The sequence below is a fragment of the Novosphingobium sp. PhB57 genome (assembly GCF_004342985.1).
Classification (GTDB): Bacteria; Pseudomonadota; Alphaproteobacteria; order Sphingomonadales; family Sphingomonadaceae; genus Novosphingobium.
The window spans coordinates 1-15,262 of sequence record NZ_SMBO01000018.1; the positions used below are offsets into that span (position 1 = coordinate 1).

At 63.5% G+C, this 15,262-nt stretch carries 15 protein-coding genes; 9 read left to right on the plus strand and 6 right to left on the minus strand.

Going from position 1 to position 15,262, the window contains the following annotated elements:
* The 3 genes from EDF58_RS24290 to EDF58_RS24300 all read right to left on the minus strand — a co-directional run.
* A partial coding sequence (locus EDF58_RS24290; protein WP_132270223.1) for a ParB/RepB/Spo0J family partition protein occupies positions 1 to 704 on the minus strand: 704 nt, incomplete at its 3' end.
* A gap of 118 nt (positions 705 to 822) precedes the next feature.
* A complete protein-coding gene (locus EDF58_RS24295; RefSeq protein ID WP_132270225.1) occupies positions 823 to 1,227 on the minus strand; it encodes a DUF2958 domain-containing protein in 405 nt (134 codons plus the stop codon).
* Complete coding sequence (locus tag EDF58_RS24300; protein ID WP_132270227.1) at positions 1,224 to 2,336, minus strand: zincin-like metallopeptidase domain-containing protein; 1,113 nt, start codon at positions 2,334 to 2,336, stop codon at positions 1,224 to 1,226. Before EDF58_RS24300 ends, EDF58_RS24295 begins: the two co-directional genes overlap by 4 nt.
* Before the next feature lie 674 nt (positions 2,337 to 3,010).
* Between EDF58_RS24300 and EDF58_RS26030 the strand changes: the two genes are divergently transcribed.
* A complete protein-coding gene (locus EDF58_RS26030; protein WP_165921566.1) occupies positions 3,011 to 3,184 on the plus strand; it encodes a hypothetical protein in 174 nt (57 codons plus the stop codon).
* A 37-nt stretch (positions 3,185 to 3,221) separates the two neighbouring features.
* Here EDF58_RS26030 and EDF58_RS26035 read toward each other — a convergent pair whose 3' ends face one another.
* Positions 3,222 to 3,533 carry a DUF2285 domain-containing protein gene (locus EDF58_RS26035; RefSeq protein WP_165921567.1) on the minus strand — a complete coding sequence of 104 codons (312 nt, stop codon included), beginning with the start codon at positions 3,531 to 3,533 and terminating at the stop codon, positions 3,222 to 3,224.
* 738 nt (positions 3,534 to 4,271) lie between these two features.
* Here EDF58_RS26035 and EDF58_RS24315 point away from each other — a divergent pair.
* The 8 genes from EDF58_RS24315 to EDF58_RS24350 all read left to right on the plus strand — a co-directional run bounded on the left by EDF58_RS24315 (position 4,272) and on the right by EDF58_RS24350 (position 10,373).
* Complete coding sequence (locus EDF58_RS24315) at positions 4,272 to 5,000, plus strand: autoinducer binding domain-containing protein (protein ID WP_165921568.1); 729 nt, start codon at positions 4,272 to 4,274, stop codon at positions 4,998 to 5,000.
* A gap of 91 nt (positions 5,001 to 5,091) precedes the next feature.
* Positions 5,092 to 5,703 (plus strand): acyl-homoserine-lactone synthase, encoded by a 612-nt coding sequence (locus tag EDF58_RS24320; protein ID WP_132270233.1) that lies wholly within the window; start codon positions 5,092 to 5,094, stop codon positions 5,701 to 5,703.
* 11 nt (positions 5,704 to 5,714) lie between these two features.
* Positions 5,715 to 6,602, plus strand: a complete 888-nt coding sequence (locus EDF58_RS24325; protein ID WP_132270235.1) for a phytanoyl-CoA dioxygenase family protein — start codon at positions 5,715 to 5,717, stop codon at positions 6,600 to 6,602.
* Positions 6,599 to 7,204 (plus strand): GntR family transcriptional regulator, encoded by a 606-nt coding sequence (locus EDF58_RS24330; RefSeq protein WP_132270236.1) that lies wholly within the window; start codon positions 6,599 to 6,601, stop codon positions 7,202 to 7,204. Before EDF58_RS24325 ends, EDF58_RS24330 begins: the two co-directional genes overlap by 4 nt.
* Positions 7,205 to 7,366: 162 nt before the next feature.
* A complete protein-coding gene (locus EDF58_RS24335; RefSeq protein WP_132270238.1) occupies positions 7,367 to 7,489 on the plus strand; it encodes a benenodin family lasso peptide in 123 nt (40 codons plus the stop codon).
* A 77-nt stretch (positions 7,490 to 7,566) separates the two neighbouring features.
* A complete protein-coding gene (locus tag EDF58_RS24340; RefSeq protein WP_132270240.1) occupies positions 7,567 to 8,232 on the plus strand; it encodes a lasso peptide biosynthesis B2 protein in 666 nt (221 codons plus the stop codon).
* On the plus strand, positions 8,229 to 10,010 hold the full coding sequence (locus EDF58_RS24345; RefSeq protein WP_132270242.1) for an asparagine synthetase B family protein: 1,782 nt from the start codon (positions 8,229 to 8,231) through the stop codon (positions 10,008 to 10,010). The genes EDF58_RS24340 and EDF58_RS24345 overlap by 4 nt, the downstream gene beginning before the upstream one ends.
* A gap of 231 nt (positions 10,011 to 10,241) precedes the next feature.
* Entirely contained in the window at positions 10,242 to 10,373 is a 132-nt protein-coding gene (locus tag EDF58_RS24350; protein ID WP_132270244.1) for a benenodin family lasso peptide, read from the plus strand.
* Positions 10,374 to 10,424: 51 nt separating this feature from the next.
* Here EDF58_RS24350 and EDF58_RS24355 read toward each other — a convergent pair whose 3' ends face one another.
* Together EDF58_RS24355 and EDF58_RS24360 are read right to left on the minus strand one after the other, a co-directional pair.
* Positions 10,425 to 12,662 (minus strand): Atxe2 family lasso peptide isopeptidase, encoded by a 2,238-nt coding sequence (locus EDF58_RS24355; protein WP_132270245.1) that lies wholly within the window; start codon positions 12,660 to 12,662, stop codon positions 10,425 to 10,427.
* Positions 12,656 to 15,235 carry a TonB-dependent receptor gene (locus EDF58_RS24360; RefSeq protein ID WP_132270247.1) on the minus strand — a complete coding sequence of 860 codons (2,580 nt, stop codon included), beginning with the start codon at positions 15,233 to 15,235 and terminating at the stop codon, positions 12,656 to 12,658. The genes EDF58_RS24355 and EDF58_RS24360 overlap by 7 nt, the downstream gene beginning before the upstream one ends.
* Positions 15,236 to 15,262 lie beyond the last annotated feature (27 nt).

Genomic DNA, 15,262 nt, shown 5'->3' on the forward strand with positions numbered 1-15,262 from the left:
CGAGCGCAATAATAGGCCGGACATATGAACGCATGCGATCCGATCAAACTTCTGCCCCCATCTTGCAGGGAGGAGGCCGTCCACATATGGCTCTTGGAAGCGAGGGTGAGATGCCGCACGGTTGCGGCATCGATTTCCTCGGCGCGGTACATCTCGCGGATGCGCGGCAGCAGATTGCCGAGCGCAAGAATGCGTCTTACGGCGAGGTCGGGGAGGCCAAAGGTCTGGCCGATATCCGAAATGCTCCGGCCCTCCTTCACCAGCCGAGCGAAGCAGACCCAGCGTGAAACCTCGTCGGGATCAAGCCTCGCGATATTCTCGATCAGCGAAGCCTCGACGGCGCTGGCATCGTCGGCGTCGTCCAGCACCGCGCAGGGCAGCATGGCAGTTTCGGGGTCCGGCTCGCCCGCTCCGGCGCAGGCAGCAAGCCGCTCGGCGGCAACGATCTGCGCGGCATGGAAGCGGCGGCATCCGGCGACGATTTCATAATGCTGCGGCTTTCGATCGGTTTGCGCGGCCGGATCGCGGGTGGCAGCAACAGGTCCGTCTGGCGGCTGAGTGCAGGGTCGCACCAGGATAGGTTGCAGGATTCCGCGCGCCCGAATTGTGGGCAAGATGTCAGAGACATCAGGCGTTCTTTTTGAATAACGCATGTTAAGACGCGAGACACAAAGCTTGTCGAGGGGAAGAAATTGGAGTTTCATGACTTGATCCTTTTTTCTGGCTGTCAGGGGGGCATGCCGGTCCACTGCGAACAGGGGTGGGAGCAGTGGACCGGCTTCCCATTGGCGGCAGGAAACGCCTGCCCGCGTCATCGGCCCCTCAGCGGGGCAGAAGCCGTATGGCGTTCGGATCCTCGCGCGTGAGGCGGTCCAGCAGCAAAGCGGCATCGGGTATCGAGCCCGCCAGCCGCGCCGCTTCGGTCCAGACCGAGAGCCGGTGCCGGGTCGAAAAGGCGATATCGCGCTCGACGGTGAGGCCCATCGGCAGGCGGATCGCCTCGATTTCACGGAGCGAGGAAATGCCCAGCTCCGGGCTTCCAAAGCCAAGATCAGCCAGACCGAACAAAGTATCGTCATCGGCATAGAGTTCGGTGATCAGCCAGACTGCACGCCCCACCGGATTGAAGAGGCGGACGAGCGGCAGCGGATCGAACTTCGGGTTTGCCACGCAATGCTCGAAATTGGCGCTGAGCATCGAGCGGATGGACCGGGAAAGGAGGGTCATTGCCGTGTCCTCCCCTCATCGGTTCGGGCCATCTCGCCCAATTCCCGAACAATGTCCTCGGCCACTTGCGCTTCGGCGGCGGCATGGCGCGCAAGCAACCAATCGGCGGCCTTGCTCGCCATGCTGGCCGCCCTGAAGATCGCCCGGCTGTCTTCGCGCAGCACCTCGAGCCACGCCCCTATGTAATCGGCGTGGCGCACGGTGGGCACGATGCCGAGCGCGGCGCAGAGGAAAGCCGAACCCATTTCGGCGACCAATTCCTCGCGCGCGTAATCCTTCGAACCAAACGGATTCGCCAGATTTCTGCCGAGTCGCGAGGCATGGCCGGTGGCGTGGCAAGCCTCGTGCAGGCACGTCCGGTAAAAGTTCACCTGATCATGAAAGGCTTGCTGGGGCGGCAGCTGCACGAAATCGGCACCGGGCGCATAGAACGCCTTGTCCCCGCCGATCCGGAACTCGATCCCGCTTGCCGCCATGAGCGCCTCGGCCACCGGCACGATTTCACGCTCGGGCAGGATGACGGGTTCGGGCACGACGTCATCGGGGAGGCCCTCGCACTGGGCGACGTTGAACACCGTGAAGCGCTTCAGGAAAGCCACCGACCGCGCGTCGCCGCCATTTTCGCGCGCCCTTTCCTTCTCGGCCTCCGGCGTGAACCTGTCGGCAAAGACCACTTGCGTACCATGCTCGCCCTGGCGCACGTTCCCGCCAAGACTGAGCGCCTGCCGGAAGGTCAGCCAGCCCTGCGAAGGCCAGCCCCCGGCAATGACCGCGCCCCACAGGATCAGGACATTGATCCCGGAATATGCGCGGTGGGTCAGGGCATTGGCGGGCAGACCCGGAAGGGGATTTGTCCCTCCTGCCGCCCCGCCCACTGGCGTTCCCGCTGGCGTGCCGGATTCCCTGCCCGCCGCATCGCTGCCCGCTCCAATCCTGCCCCATGGCTGCACCCACGGCACCCGCCCCGCCTCAAGCTCACCGATGATGCGGGCAGTGACCTCGTCATAGAGCGAAGCCCGATCCGCATCCGTGCTGCGGCCTGCCTGTCCCTTCTTGTCATGCTCCCTTTCCAACCGGGAACCCCGCGAAACCTTGCAATTGCTGCGCATGTCTCACCTCCATACGCCGCCCCAAAACCACCATGGCCTCCCCCGGCGGAGCGGGGGTGGGCGGCCCGGACGACCGACAAGGCCCGCCGCAAGGCGGCGCCTGCACCCGCAGCCGGGGTCCCGATCCTCGAGAGGATCGGGGTGGCAAGGGCCGGAACGGGAGTGGAGGAGCCGCGCTTCAGCGCGGCTTGCAGGAGACGCTGGCGGGCCTAGACGGGAGGCAAGCCCACCCGCGCTTCGCCCGGGAGAGGCCCTCAAAAAAGCGCCGCGCGCGGCCGAAGCCGCGCGCGTCCATAGAAGGGTGAGCATGCTCGCCCGCCCTCCCGCGCCAGCGATCGTGACCGTCAGGACGAGACCCCAAGAGACGCAAGGAACGGGGGCTCAGTGCCAGTGGGCGGCCCGAGAGCCGTAAGGCCAGTCGCCCGCAGCATAGAGCGCGGTCGCGCCGAACGGCGCGAGGCGCCGGGCGATGCAATGAGATAACCTCATGCCCGCTACTCATTTCGTGGGGCCCGCCTCTCGCGATTCGCAGGATCGAGCTTCCCGATGCGCTGCTCGATGCGCTTCTCGATGCGCTTCCGGATGCGCTTCCCGGCGAACAGGCCAAAAAGCACTGCCAGGAGCCTTGATCGCCTACCACATGTTCTTTATATGTTCCATCAAGGACGGAGCATATGGAAACCATCAAGCAAATCCGCGACGCAGTCGCCAGCGAACTCGAAAGCCGCGGCCTCGACAATCGCAAGTTCCTGCGCGAAATCCGCGCGGGCAAACGCGACGATGGCCCGTACATGATCGGAGCTCTCGCCGCGACGCGGCTCGCCGAGCAATCCGCCAAGTCCGGTTGAATTCCCCTCCCCTCACGAAGGGGAATTCTTGCCCTCATCAACGCCGAAGCAGCAGGCCGCGATACCCTCCAAGCGCCATCGCCCTGGCTTGCCGGGTGAGACGGCGAACCCGCGACCGGAGCGAATCCGAGGGATCGTTCCAGTCGGCGTCGACGACCGTCGGGCCGACGAGGGCGCAGGCAAGGTCGCGGTGGCTGGCACCGTCCTCAAGCGCATCATGGGTCCGCAGCAGGACGATCCCCCGGGCAATGGCCGGGTCGCGGGGATAGAGCATCTTGCCGAAGCGCCGATGCCGGTGGAGAGCCAGCAAGCGCTGCAATGACAGCACCCCGTATTCGGCTTTTTCCATGCCATCGACAAGAATACGAAGCCGAACGGCACGGCTCTCCCGGAGAGATCCGGCGACAACGTCCAGCCTGATATGATGGCTGCCATCCGAGAGGACGGCATGCTCGACGCCGGTATGGGCCGGCACAATGGTAAGCCAGGAGCAGATCCGCCCGATGTCGAGGCACGCCGCATCGCCTGCAACCCCGGGCTCAGCTTCGACGAAAAGCGTCGCGGGATCGCGTTCGGCCTGCCAGAGTATCCGGGCCGAGAGACAATCCCGGTCCGGTGCTTCTGCGAAAGTGAAGCCCCCATTCCAGCGGCATCTGGCGAAGCCCGCCGGTAATTGCAGAGGCCTTACCATACCAGGACAGGTAAGCGGAATCGCGCCGAAGCCACTCCCACATCAGGCCTGTTCGGTCAGCGTTTTTCAGATAGGCATAAGCGGAAGCATCTTCCCAGGAAAAGCGCCCATGCTTTCTCATTTTACATTTGGTGTGATCGAATTTTTAGAATACTCGACTTCTGCGATTAACAAATTTTCACCGATATTCGGACACTCTGTCCGCAATAGTGCATTTCGCTGCACCGCAGCATGGTGATATGACAGTTTTGCGACACCACTTGCCAGGGGGCGATCTGAGAAATCGCTCTCTCGACGCTGCAAAACAGGAAGGGCGATCGCCGGAACTACGGTGACAAGCAACGCCGCCGAAGATCGTAAAGTCGAACCTTGGGCATGCACATAATAGAGCTGATGATGCGCTTCTGGCGCGAAATCGAAATGGCAATGTCGATGGACGAACTGGCTCTTGTCCTCGCCGAAGCCACCCCGATGCTGGGTTTCCAGCGCTATGCGCTGACCCACCATACCGATCTGATGAGAGCGGGCGGCAAGTTCATACGGCTGCATAACTATCCGGCCCAGTGGGCCGATTATTATGACCGGTGCGGATTCGGGATCAGCGATCCCGTCCACCGGGCAAGCTATGTGACCAGCGCCGGTTTTCGCTGGAACCGGATACCGTGGCTTATCGGGCTCAACAACGAAGACCGCAAATTCATGGAGCGAGGAAAGCTTCAGGGAATCAGCGATGGCTTCACCGTGCCGATCAACGTTCCTGGCGAAGCCCGCGGCTCGGTCACGTTCGTCGGGCCGGGCGCCGGCTTCGTGCGCGACGAAATGCTGTTCCTGGCGCAGCTTGTCGGCAACTGGACCTTCGAGAAGGCCCGGGTGCTGACCCTCGGCCGAGGGAACTTCACGCCGGCAAGTCCGCTGCTGACCAATGCACAGCGCCAATGCACGATGCTTGCCGCCTGCGGCAAGACCGACGGCGAGATCGGCACGATCGTCGGCATCAGCAAACTGACGGCTGGTCTGCATCTCAGGCAAGCCTGCGAGCGGTACGACGTTTCCAAACGCACATTGCTGGTGGTCCGGGCACTGTTCGACGGAACGGTCACTTTCTCCGACATCTTCCGGCGATGATATATCGGTTTTCCGATATGGCGCGCTGAAGCCGATCGGGACGACCCTTGGCGCGTGACAAGCAAACGTCACGGCCAAGGAGTCACCCCCGATGCTCAATGTCCAAAGCTACGAAAACCGCGAAGCCCCAGACGAGGCGCTGCGCGCCATGTGGGCGGCGCGCAAATCGGTCTTCGTCGATCTGCTCAAATGGGATCTGCCGGTCTTGGCCGAACGCTACGAGCTCGACCAGTTCGACGATCCCTACGCCCGGTATGTCATTCTCGCCGGCCCCGACTGCGAGCACTACGCATCCGCGCGGCTGCTGCCGACGACGCGCCCGCATATCCTGGACAGCTTCTACGCCGATTTCTGTGACCACGGGCCTCCGCGCGGGCCGACGATCAAGGAAATCACGCGCTTCTGTCTCGATCGCCAGCTGACGGCGGCCGAGCGCCGCGAGGCGCGTGATACCCTCATCTGTTCGCTGGTCGATCACGCCCTGATGAACGGCATCACCGCCTACACCGCGATCGCCTCCGAGGGCTGGTTCAAGCAAGTGCTGACTTTCGGTTGGGACTGCCGCCCGCTCGGCCCGCCTCGCTACTGCGGCAATGAAGTGCTCGCCGCCATCCGCATCGATATCGACCGCGATACGCCGGCGAAACTGGCGGCGGCAGGCATCACCAGCCCGCATCGCGGGTCCGACCGCGCCGCGAATTGAGGAGAACGGACATGAACCTATTCGCCCAGGTTGCCCGCCATACCGCAGCGCTCAAGGAAAAGGGCTACTGCATCATCGAAAACGCGCTCCCGGCTGAAACCATCGCAGCGCTCGACGCCGATATTGCGCCGCGCTTCCATCGCACGCCGTTCTGCGAAGGCGGGTTCTACGGGGCGACGACCAAGCGATTCGGCCGGTTGCTTGCGCGCACACCGCACGCCGAAGCGCTGGTGCGTCACGCGCTCATTGTCTCGATCGCCGAGCAGATCCTGCTTCCCTGGTGCGACTGCATCCAGCTCAACACGGCGCAGGCCATTGCTCTCCACGGCGGCGCGCCTGCCCAATTGCCGCACCGGGACCAGGACATGTGGGCAGCCGCCAAGGGCAGCGCCGAGTACCTCGTCAACGTGATGTGGCCGCTCACCCCGTTCACCGCCGAGAATGGCGCCACCATGATCTGGCCGCGAAGCCACGCAGCTGCCGCTCTCGATCCGGATCCCAAGGAGGCGCCGGTCGCTATCGAAATTCCCCCCGGGGCCGCGCTCCTGTTCCTCGGCTCGACGCTTCATGCCGCGGGCAGCAATCGAACCGGTGACGTGCGCCGCGGCGTCATCGTCGGCTACTCGCTCGGCTGGCTCAAACCCTACGAAGCCCAGTGGCTGGTCTACCCCCCCGGCATCGCGCGGAACTTCGACCCCGAACTCGCCGCGCTGGTGGGGTACCGTCAGCACCGGCCGAATCTTGGAAACTACGAGGGGCAGTGCCCCTCGGTTCTGCTCAGCGCGGACTTCGATCCCGATCGACCCCTGGGAGCGATCGACGCGCTGCGCCCGGACCAGGCCGAGCTCCTGGGCCGCCTTGCGGGCAATTACCCTCCAGATCTGTCGGAACCGAAATGAACGCGGGGCCGTTCTCCGAACGCGTCTACGGGGACCTGCGCGATCTCGTGACCAGCCGCGAAACACAGCCTGGCGCGCGGCTCGATCCCAGCGTGATCGCAAAGCAGCTCAATTCCAGCACGACTCCCGTTCGCGAAGCCCTGAACCGGCTGGTCGGGGAGAGGATCGTGGAAACACGCACGAGCACGGGATATCACCTGCCGCTGATCGACGAGCCGGCCCTGAAGGACTTGATCGGATGGTCGAACGACATCCTGTCGCTGGCGCTGCGGCGTATCACCTCATCGCTTGCGCCTGCGGCCGAGCTGCCGGGACCATCCTCGAACTACCCCGACCGGATAGCGGCGACTTTCGCTGCCATCGTGAAGGCGTCGAGACATGTCGAATATATCCCTGCGATCGCGCAGGCGAACGCGAGACTGCACGCCGTTCGTTTGGGCGAGCATGAAAGTTTCGATGATCTCGATGACGAATTGAGCGGCCTCGAGAAAGCCATCCGCAATGATCAGGTGCGTGAGGTCCGAAAGCTCGTCCAGTCTTATCACCGGCGCCGCCAGAAAGCGGCGGCCGAACTTCTCCGCCGGCGCTACCGCGCAGGCTGATCGACGCCCCGATCGATGCCGGATCGATGCCCGGATCGACACCTGATCGGCCCAGGATTTGATATTCGCGATATCAAATCCGTATAAGTTTCGGATACGGCAGCCCCGACCATAGCCTTGTCCCTGCCGCCAATTCCGGCGGCATCTTGAAGGAGCAAGACGATGGTACGCGAACTCGACGAAGACGTGATCGAACTGGGCGCCGCCAGCGCTGAAACGCATGGCTCGGGGCCCCAGCCCTCCGACGAAGCGCTCGGCCAGGTCTTCGGTCTTTCCGACGACTGACTGAACACGGGCCGCGGTCGGCCAGCACGCCGGCCGCGACCTGCCCGCCATTCGGGGAGCATCGTCGGGAGACCGCCATGGGTTATGCTTTACGACGCGATCTCACATATTGCGAGGTCAGCGACAGGCTGGTCTTTCTGGATCTGGCAGCGGATCGGTACTTCTGCCTTTCGCCGGGACTTGAAGCGGGATTCAGGGCAATTGCCGCGGGCTATGCGGACACATCGCCGACCGAGGAAACGCGGGCGCTTCTGCTTGCCGGCCTGATATCCGAAACGCCGGCGCCCACCGATGCGCGGCCGTGCGCCTCTCCAAATCCGGTCCACCGCAGCCTTCTCGATGCCCCTACAGGGACAGCCCGGCCGCTGACGATCGGGCTTCTGACAGGCGGCATTGCGTTTGCCCGCATGGCCCTGCGGATCGGGCGATTTCACCAAACGATCCTGCGCCTTTCGCAGCGCAAGGCCGCCATCGGCCGAGGGCGCGATTTCGATCCGCTGGCGATGCGGGAGCTTGCAACCCAGTTCGAATGGACCGCGCGGCTGACGCAGGCGCACGATCGATGCCTGCCGCGCTCTCTTGCCCTCGCCCATCACGCGGTAACGCGCGGCTGGCCGGTAGATCTGGTAATCGGCGTTCAACTGCGCCCTTTCGCTGCACACTGCTGGGTCCAGGCCGGTTTCGACTTGCTGAACGATCGCATTGACGCGGTTCGTCCTTTCACGCCGATCCTCATCGTATGATGCTGACCTCCCCGCATCTTGGTGCCAGGCACGTGCTGCCCGGTCCCCGCTACATCGGATTGCTGCGACCGTCCCCTGAAACCCATTCCATGCTCGCTGCCGGTTTCACAGCGCGAGCCAGCGCAACGCCCGACTGGACCATCGCGCTGGAGACAGGTTCGCTGGCGGTTGCCGCCAGCTGGGACGCGGCAATTTCCCTGGGTGCGCACGGCATCGTCATCGGCGAAATCTTCCGCAAGGCCGATGGTTCACGGGTCACGCACTTTTCGCCCGATGAAATCGAGCGCATCCACGCCAGCGACCTTGGAGAATTGACCGACCAGTATTGGGGGCCGTACATCGCGGTCTTGCACGATCCCGATCGGAATGAAACCCGGGTCCTGCGCGCCCCGCTCGGCGATCTTCCCTGCCTTCTCGTGCCCGTGGGCGAGGCCGTCGCCTTCGCTAGTGACATCGATCTGCTGTGCGATTTCGGGCTCTACGACCCGGCAGTGGATTGGAGTGAACTCGCCCTGCACCTTGCCCGCATGGACCGGGTCACCGCGCAAACGTGCCTCTGGAACGTCCGAGAGCTGCGGGGCGGGACGACGGAGGTGATTGGCCGAGCCGGCGTTCGCACCTTGGCGCAATGGTCTGCAAGCAAGGCGATCGGCCGGCAGCGCGCCGACACGGCCGAGGCAGCGGCAGCGCTGGTTTCCGAAGCGGCGCGAATGAGCGTCGCCTCAAGGGCCGCTCGGCTGCATCGCGCCGTGGTAATGCTGTCCGGCGGGGTCGATTCCTCGATCGTGGCGGCAGCGCTTGTCGAAGCGGGCATCCGCGTCGATGCACTGACGCTGGTGACCCGCGACGCGCGCGGGGACGAGCGGGACTATGCCCGCGCGGTCTGCGAGCACCTCGGCATTGCATTGCACGAAAGGCTGCGCGAGGTCGACGAGATCGACATCATGTGGAGCAGCGCTGCCGGCCTCCCTCGCCCGGCGGGCCGGGTCATGTGGCAGGAATCAATACGTCATTCGCGGGACCTTGCCCGCGCCATTCAGGCCGGTGCGATCTTCAATGGCGGCGGCGGGGATCAGGTGTTCTGCTCGCTCCACTCCTCCAATCCAGTGGCCGATGCCATGAGAGCCTTCGGCCCCGGCCGGGCCGCCTGGAAGATGGCGCATATCATGAGCGGGATCACCCAGGTTTCGATGGGCAGAATACTGCGGGACGCAGTGCAGCGCGCGTGGTTTGGAAAGCGCACAGCAGGTCCCACCTTCGACACGAGCCTTCTCGCCTGCCGCTTCGAGGATTTCGAGATCGCCTCATCCGAACCGCAACGTGGCGGCATCCTTCCCGGGCAGGCTGCTCACTGCCGGCTGATCGCTGCCGGGCAGAGCTATGTCGAGACGCTCGATCCCCGATCTGCCCCGCCGATCGTCGCACCACTCCTCTCCCAGCCGCTGGTCGAAGCCTGTCTGAACATTCCAAGCTGGTTATGGTTTGAGGAGGGAATGAACCGCCATGCAGCGCGTCGTGCTTTTGCACCGGATCTTCCGGAGAGCGTGATTTTCCGGCATTCGAAAGGCTCGCCGGACAGCTTCACTGCCGAGATCTTCGAGACCTGGCGCCCGCAAATCAGGGAGCTGCTTGCTGACGGCGAACTCGCCCGGCAGCGCATCATCGATCGCACTGCAGTCCTCGATGTGCTCGACGATCCGCGCCCTCCCCGCGACAATCGCTTCCGGAGAGTCCTGCAATTCGCCGAAGCCGAGGCCTGGGCCGCAAGCTGGACATAAGCTTCCCCGATAGTCACTCCCGCGTTTTTCCGATTGGCGCGTGATTTCGCGGCGCGATGGACCGGGTGTGGACACGGGTTCTTCGCGCACCGGTAACGGCGGCGGGAATGGCCGAAAAAGGCCGAATTTGATATTCGCCATATCGGATCGCTATCTATTTCGGATATCGCCCCTCTCCCCATAGCCTCGAGATTGCTGCGGCTCCTGGCAGCGCATTCGAGGAGTACGACAATGGCACGTGAGAACGAAGCGTCCGACGACCTCATCGAACTCGGCGCAGCGAGCACGGACACTCAGGGCGGAGGGCCGATGCCGATCGACGAAGCGCTGGGCTGGCCGATAGCCGGTCTCGACAACGACTGAATGCGAACCGCGGCCGTCTCCTGGGGACGACCGCGGTCCGTCGTACTGCGATCAGGGACGGGACCGCAGACGATCTCTCATCGCTTCCCAGCGCTTGTACTGAGGCTGCTTTGCCGGATCGGGATCCTCCTTGTCCTGGAGCCAGAATTGGAACCAATCGAGATTGCGCGCGTAGACGGCGGCACGGTGCGCGGGCTGCCATTTCCGGTGATGATCGCCGGGGAAGACGAACATCTCGACCGGTTGACCCGCTGACCTCAGAACAGTGAACGTGTTAAGCCCGGCCACGTATTCATCTTCGGCAAGCTGCATGAGCAGAGGCCGGTTCATCCTCCCGGCATTAAGCGCCAGCGAATAGGGCTTCCAGAATTCAAGGTTACCCCCCGGACCTGCATAGCCCATCGCCTCGAACTGCCTTTGAACGGCCGGGCCGTTGTAGATCAGCGCGTTCTCGTCGACACAGCAGGTGCTGATCGAGGCCACCTTGAACAGATTGGAATTGATGAGCGCAAAGCGTACCGCCGACGATCCATCGCTTAGCCCGGTGATGCCGAGGCGCTGCGGATCGGCGAAGCCGCGATCGATGGCGGCCTTTACCCCGACTTCGATCGCCGACTGCATGCTTTTTCGCTCCGCCCAGTCCTTATGAAAAACCGAAAGCATCTGGTCCGGCGTCTTGACCTCCGGGTGCAGAGACACGACCGGAGCCGGGCGTTCGATGCTCAGGACCGCGATGCCCTTCGCCGCCAGCGCATGGATGGGATACTCGTCGCCGGTCCCGCCGCGCAGGAAACCGTTGCTGTTATACTGGACGACAACCAGTGGCAGACGCGTGCCTTTTCGGTAGTCCGGCGGCAGGACCAGATCGCCCCGGACTTCGAGGCCCAGGTTGTTGCGCCAGTAGAGCCGCTCGACTTTGCCAAGCGATATCTTCGCAAACTCGGGATTGGGATCGAACACATCGGAAACCTTCCCCGTCTGCATGTCGATCAACGTAACCCGCCTGGGCGTAGTAGCATTCTCGCGCGAACACAGCAGGCGGGACTGGAAAGCCGTGCATCCGAGAAACACGTCTGCGGACGTCCAGAGCCGTACGGGTGCTGACCCAGCCTTTCCCGCCCAATGATAGAACGCGGTCGTCCCCTTGTCCCAGCCTTCTCGTCGCAGGAATACCAGGCCCTCGCCGCCAGGTAGCCACCAGACACCGCTTAGCCCGCCCCTGCACGCCGGCTGCGAACATGCGACCGGCGGTGCAGCGTCCTTATCTGGTCCGGCAGAGGTCACCTTGAGCGCGTTCGGGCCATAGGGGTTTTCGGCCGTGTGGGCGATCGAGGCCGAGCGACCATCGGCGGAAACGGAACTCACGCCATGATCGACAGCATCAAGCATGCCGACAAGACTTTGCTCGTCGGCATCGCCTTGCCGCATGTCGCTGCCATCGCTTGCAATGGAGAGCGTTTTCAGCGGCTGAAGCGAAACGAACGGGGCCAGGCGCGCGGAAGGCCAGAACCTGCCATCGTAAAGCCAGCCGGATCGCCCTTCTTGTGCAAGCGCCCGTTCCGCCCCTGCGGTTCCGGCACGGACCTGGTAGATCACCCGCTTGCCATCCTTGCTCCACGCAAGCGCTTCCACGTCGGCCTCCGAATGCGTGATCGCGTGCGCGCCGCGCCCATCCGCCCGTGCGACCCAGAGCTGCACCTTGCCGCTGTCACGGTCGTCGTCGCGCCGAAGGTAGGCGATCGACGATCCGCCCGGAGACCACCTCGGCGTGGAAACAGCAGGAAAGCCGTTCTCGATCCGCTTGTCATAGGCACCTACCGTGTCCGTGATGTAGTCGCCGCCTCGATCGACGATCCGTGGCAGCGTCGTGGTCAGCCCCTTTGCCCTGCCCTGCCCGCTTCCGCCGGCCGGAGGCAATGTCACGACCACAAGCGCCCGGCAGTACCGATTGCTCTGCGGATCTGCCCGACTGAGTACGAACGCGGCCTCCGATCCGTCCGGCGAAACTGCGAACGGCGCGGGCATGTTGGTCACGGAACCGTCGGCCGAGCCGAAATCACGCAGCCGCACGAGATCGTCGGCAGTGACTGCGAGAAGACCTCCCTTGGTCCTCCCGCGCGCAGAACTCGCAGTGCCGCTTTTGCCGGTTCGCTCATTGGGGTGGAACGCCGGCAACAGGTCGTCGCATTGTGCGCGAGAAACCGTAGGAATCAGCATCGTGCCGGCAAGAAGCGCGGCAGCAAGTCCGGCGGATCGCCGGTACTTGCTTTTGCCATGGAAGGTTACCACGCCTTGGTCACCCCGATCCCGATGTAGCGACCGATTCCTGAGTAATTGGTCGTATCGTAGGAGGTGTCGGAAATGCTCGTTGTCGCGATGGTCTGCGGCTCGTCATTGAGCAAATTCTGGACTGTCAGACTGAGTGCAAGGCCGCGCAGCGGGCCATGCGCCTGCTGGAAGGCGTAGCGCGCCGTGAGATCCACGGTCGTCTGGCCGCTGATCTCGACCGGGCTCGTCGTACGCTGATCCTCGACCCCGCCGATCCGGCTCACGGTCGCATTCAGCGAGAAGCCGTCGAGGTTCCAGGTCGCGCTTGCCCGGCCGCGCCAATGCGGCGGATTGAAAAGCGTGCCCGCAAGCTGCGTCGGTGCGGCGCCTGTGATCAGCGTTTGCGTGCTCTTTAGGTAGCTTGCATTCAGCAAGAGAACGAGCGAGCCCGCAGCATCGCCAAGGTCGCGGTGATAGTCTGCCAGGAAATCGATGCCGTGGATGCGCTGGTTGCCCGCGTTCACGCTGGTGGTGTCGGCGATGGCGACCACGCTCGACGCGTCGAAGGGAGCGCCGGTGTTGTTGTAGAGCGCGGCAGAATTGGCGACCACGCTTTCGACGGTCGCGGCGCTCGGGTTCCACTCGACATAGGGCGCATAGAGCGCGTTGCTCAGCGCCTGCGTGAAATAGGTGATGGGCGTGACGATGCGATCGCTGTACCGCGTCGAGAAATAGCCGACCTGAAGTCCGAGCCCCGGGATCTGGTGCGGGTGGTATTCGAGCGTCGCGGTCCAGCTGGTCGCGCGCTCCGGCTTGAGGTCCGGATTTCCGCCGGTCAGCATGATCGTCCTGCCGCTCGTTCCCCCCAGCGAGGTGGAATTGTAGTAGAGCGCCGACTGCACGGCATACTGTTGGTACAGCGTCGGCGCGCGGAAGGACTTGCCCCAATTGGCTTTGAATGCGAGATCGTGGATGGGTGCGAAGATCGCGCCGATTTTCGGCGTCACGACGTCGTCGATGCCTGGATAATGCTCGAAGCGGAGAGCCCCGCTAAAGCTCAAGCGGTCGATCAACCCGATCTCTTGCTCCGACGAAATGACCGGCAAGCTGAGTTCGCCGTAGGCGTAATAGCTGTCCTGAGAATGCTTGACGGTGTTGATGTTGCCCTTGCCGCGATCGATGAAGAGCAGGTTGTCGCGGTAGCCCAAGCCCATCGCGATCTTGGCCGGACCGCCCGGGAGTGCGAACAGCGAACCGTCGGCGGATAGCTCGATGGATTTACCGGTGTTGCAATAGCAGTACCAGCCGGCGCTCGTTGTAGTCGTACCGGTGTAATTCCAGCTCCATGCCCGGACGTTCTCGGTGCCGTAGACACCCGAGAGCGCCAGCCGCCACCCTCCTTCCAGATCCAGGGTCAGCGAGGGAGCAATCGCGAACGACTTGCTGCGGGTGACCTTCTCGTTACGGCTTATGGAAAGATCGCCGGCCGTGTTCATCGGTATGACGAGCAGGCTGTCGCGATTGTTGAAAAGGCCGTCGACCGCGAAGGTGAGGTTATTGGTGAGGTCCTGATGGGCAGCACCAGCAAAGGCGTTGCGCTTCATCGGCGGGATCAGCGTATTGCCCGGTCGCGAGGAAGCGAAACTGCGATCGTCCGAGAGGACAATGGTATTGCGCGCGAATTCGTAGGATCCGACAAATCCGCCGGAATCCCAGCGCTTGCCAGCCGTCAAGCCATATTGCTGACGGAAATCGCCGCCCTCGGTGGACGTCCCGAGATTGGCCGCGGCAAGAATGCCCTCGTAATCCCGCCGAAGGATGACGTTGGCGACGCCGGCAACAGCATCGGAACCATATAGCGCGGAGGCGCCGTCTGCGACGATTTCAATGCGATCGACCATCGCCATCGGCAGCGCCGAAATGTCGACGCCCTGGCGCGAACCATTGTAGGCGAGCCGGTGACCATTGATGAGCGTCAGCGTGGCATCGCTGCCCAGGCCGCGCAGGTTGACCGTCGATGCGCCGCCAACGTCGACGCCGCTGGCCGCCGGGACGTTGGAGCCGAGACCCGGGTTTTGCCCCCCGCCGAACGACTGGGGAATGCTGCGCACGACGTCGGCAAGTTCGGTCTTGCCCTCATCCTTCATCTGCTCGCTGCCAACCGCGATCACCGGCGAGGTCACCGGCGCGCCGCGGATGCGGCTGCCGGTCACGGTAATGGCGGAGCCCCCTACCTGTCTGTCATTGTCATCGGCTGCCGGTTCGTCGCTACCCCGCTGCCGGACCACAAACCCGCCCTGCACGGGCTCTGCAATCAGGTCGGACCCGGCCAGCAGACGGCGAAGAGCATCTTCGAGCGTATAAGTGCCCCGCAGAGCGGGAGCGCGCCTTTCGGCAACGCTCCCGTCATCCGCAAGGACCGTACGGCCCGAGAGCAGCGCTAAAGCCCTTAGCGATTCTGCCAGGCGCTGCTCTGGAAGATCGATGGATAGTTGCGCAGTTTGCTGCGCGTTTGCGACCGAAGGGCTTGGCACGAAAGCGATGAGCGACGTCGAAACCAGCCAGAACGTGGCTGAGCAGGCACTTTTTTTCATTTTTTTGTTTCCCCCCTGAGCCGAAAA

What these genes read in the sequence shown, in the direction of transcription:
- EDF58_RS24295 (WP_132270225.1), bottom strand. Translation starts at nt 1,227, where the DNA reads ATGACCCTCCTTTCCCGGTCCATCCGCTCGATGCTCAGCGCCAATTTC.
- EDF58_RS24350 (WP_132270244.1), top strand. Translation starts at nt 10,242, where the DNA reads ATGGCACGTGAGAACGAAGCGTCCGACGACCTCATCGAACTCGGCGCA.
- EDF58_RS26035 (WP_165921567.1), bottom strand. Translation starts at nt 3,533, where the DNA reads ATGGAAAAAGCCGAATACGGGGTGCTGTCATTGCAGCGCTTGCTGGCT.
- EDF58_RS24335 (WP_132270238.1), top strand. Translation starts at nt 7,367, where the DNA reads ATGGTACGCGAACTCGACGAAGACGTGATCGAACTGGGCGCCGCCAGC.
- EDF58_RS24330 (WP_132270236.1), top strand. Translation starts at nt 6,599, where the DNA reads ATGAACGCGGGGCCGTTCTCCGAACGCGTCTACGGGGACCTGCGCGAT.
- EDF58_RS24360 (WP_132270247.1), bottom strand. Translation starts at nt 15,235, where the DNA reads ATGAAAAAAAGTGCCTGCTCAGCCACGTTCTGGCTGGTTTCGACGTCG.
- EDF58_RS24315 (WP_165921568.1), top strand. Translation starts at nt 4,272, where the DNA reads ATGCGCTTCTGGCGCGAAATCGAAATGGCAATGTCGATGGACGAACTG.
- EDF58_RS26030 (WP_165921566.1), top strand. Translation starts at nt 3,011, where the DNA reads ATGGAAACCATCAAGCAAATCCGCGACGCAGTCGCCAGCGAACTCGAA.
- EDF58_RS24320 (WP_132270233.1), top strand. Translation starts at nt 5,092, where the DNA reads ATGCTCAATGTCCAAAGCTACGAAAACCGCGAAGCCCCAGACGAGGCG.
- EDF58_RS24300 (WP_132270227.1), bottom strand. Translation starts at nt 2,336, where the DNA reads ATGCGCAGCAATTGCAAGGTTTCGCGGGGTTCCCGGTTGGAAAGGGAG.
- EDF58_RS24345 (WP_132270242.1), top strand. Translation starts at nt 8,229, where the DNA reads ATGATGCTGACCTCCCCGCATCTTGGTGCCAGGCACGTGCTGCCCGGT.
- EDF58_RS24325 (WP_132270235.1), top strand. Translation starts at nt 5,715, where the DNA reads ATGAACCTATTCGCCCAGGTTGCCCGCCATACCGCAGCGCTCAAGGAA.
- EDF58_RS24340 (WP_132270240.1), top strand. Translation starts at nt 7,567, where the DNA reads ATGGGTTATGCTTTACGACGCGATCTCACATATTGCGAGGTCAGCGAC.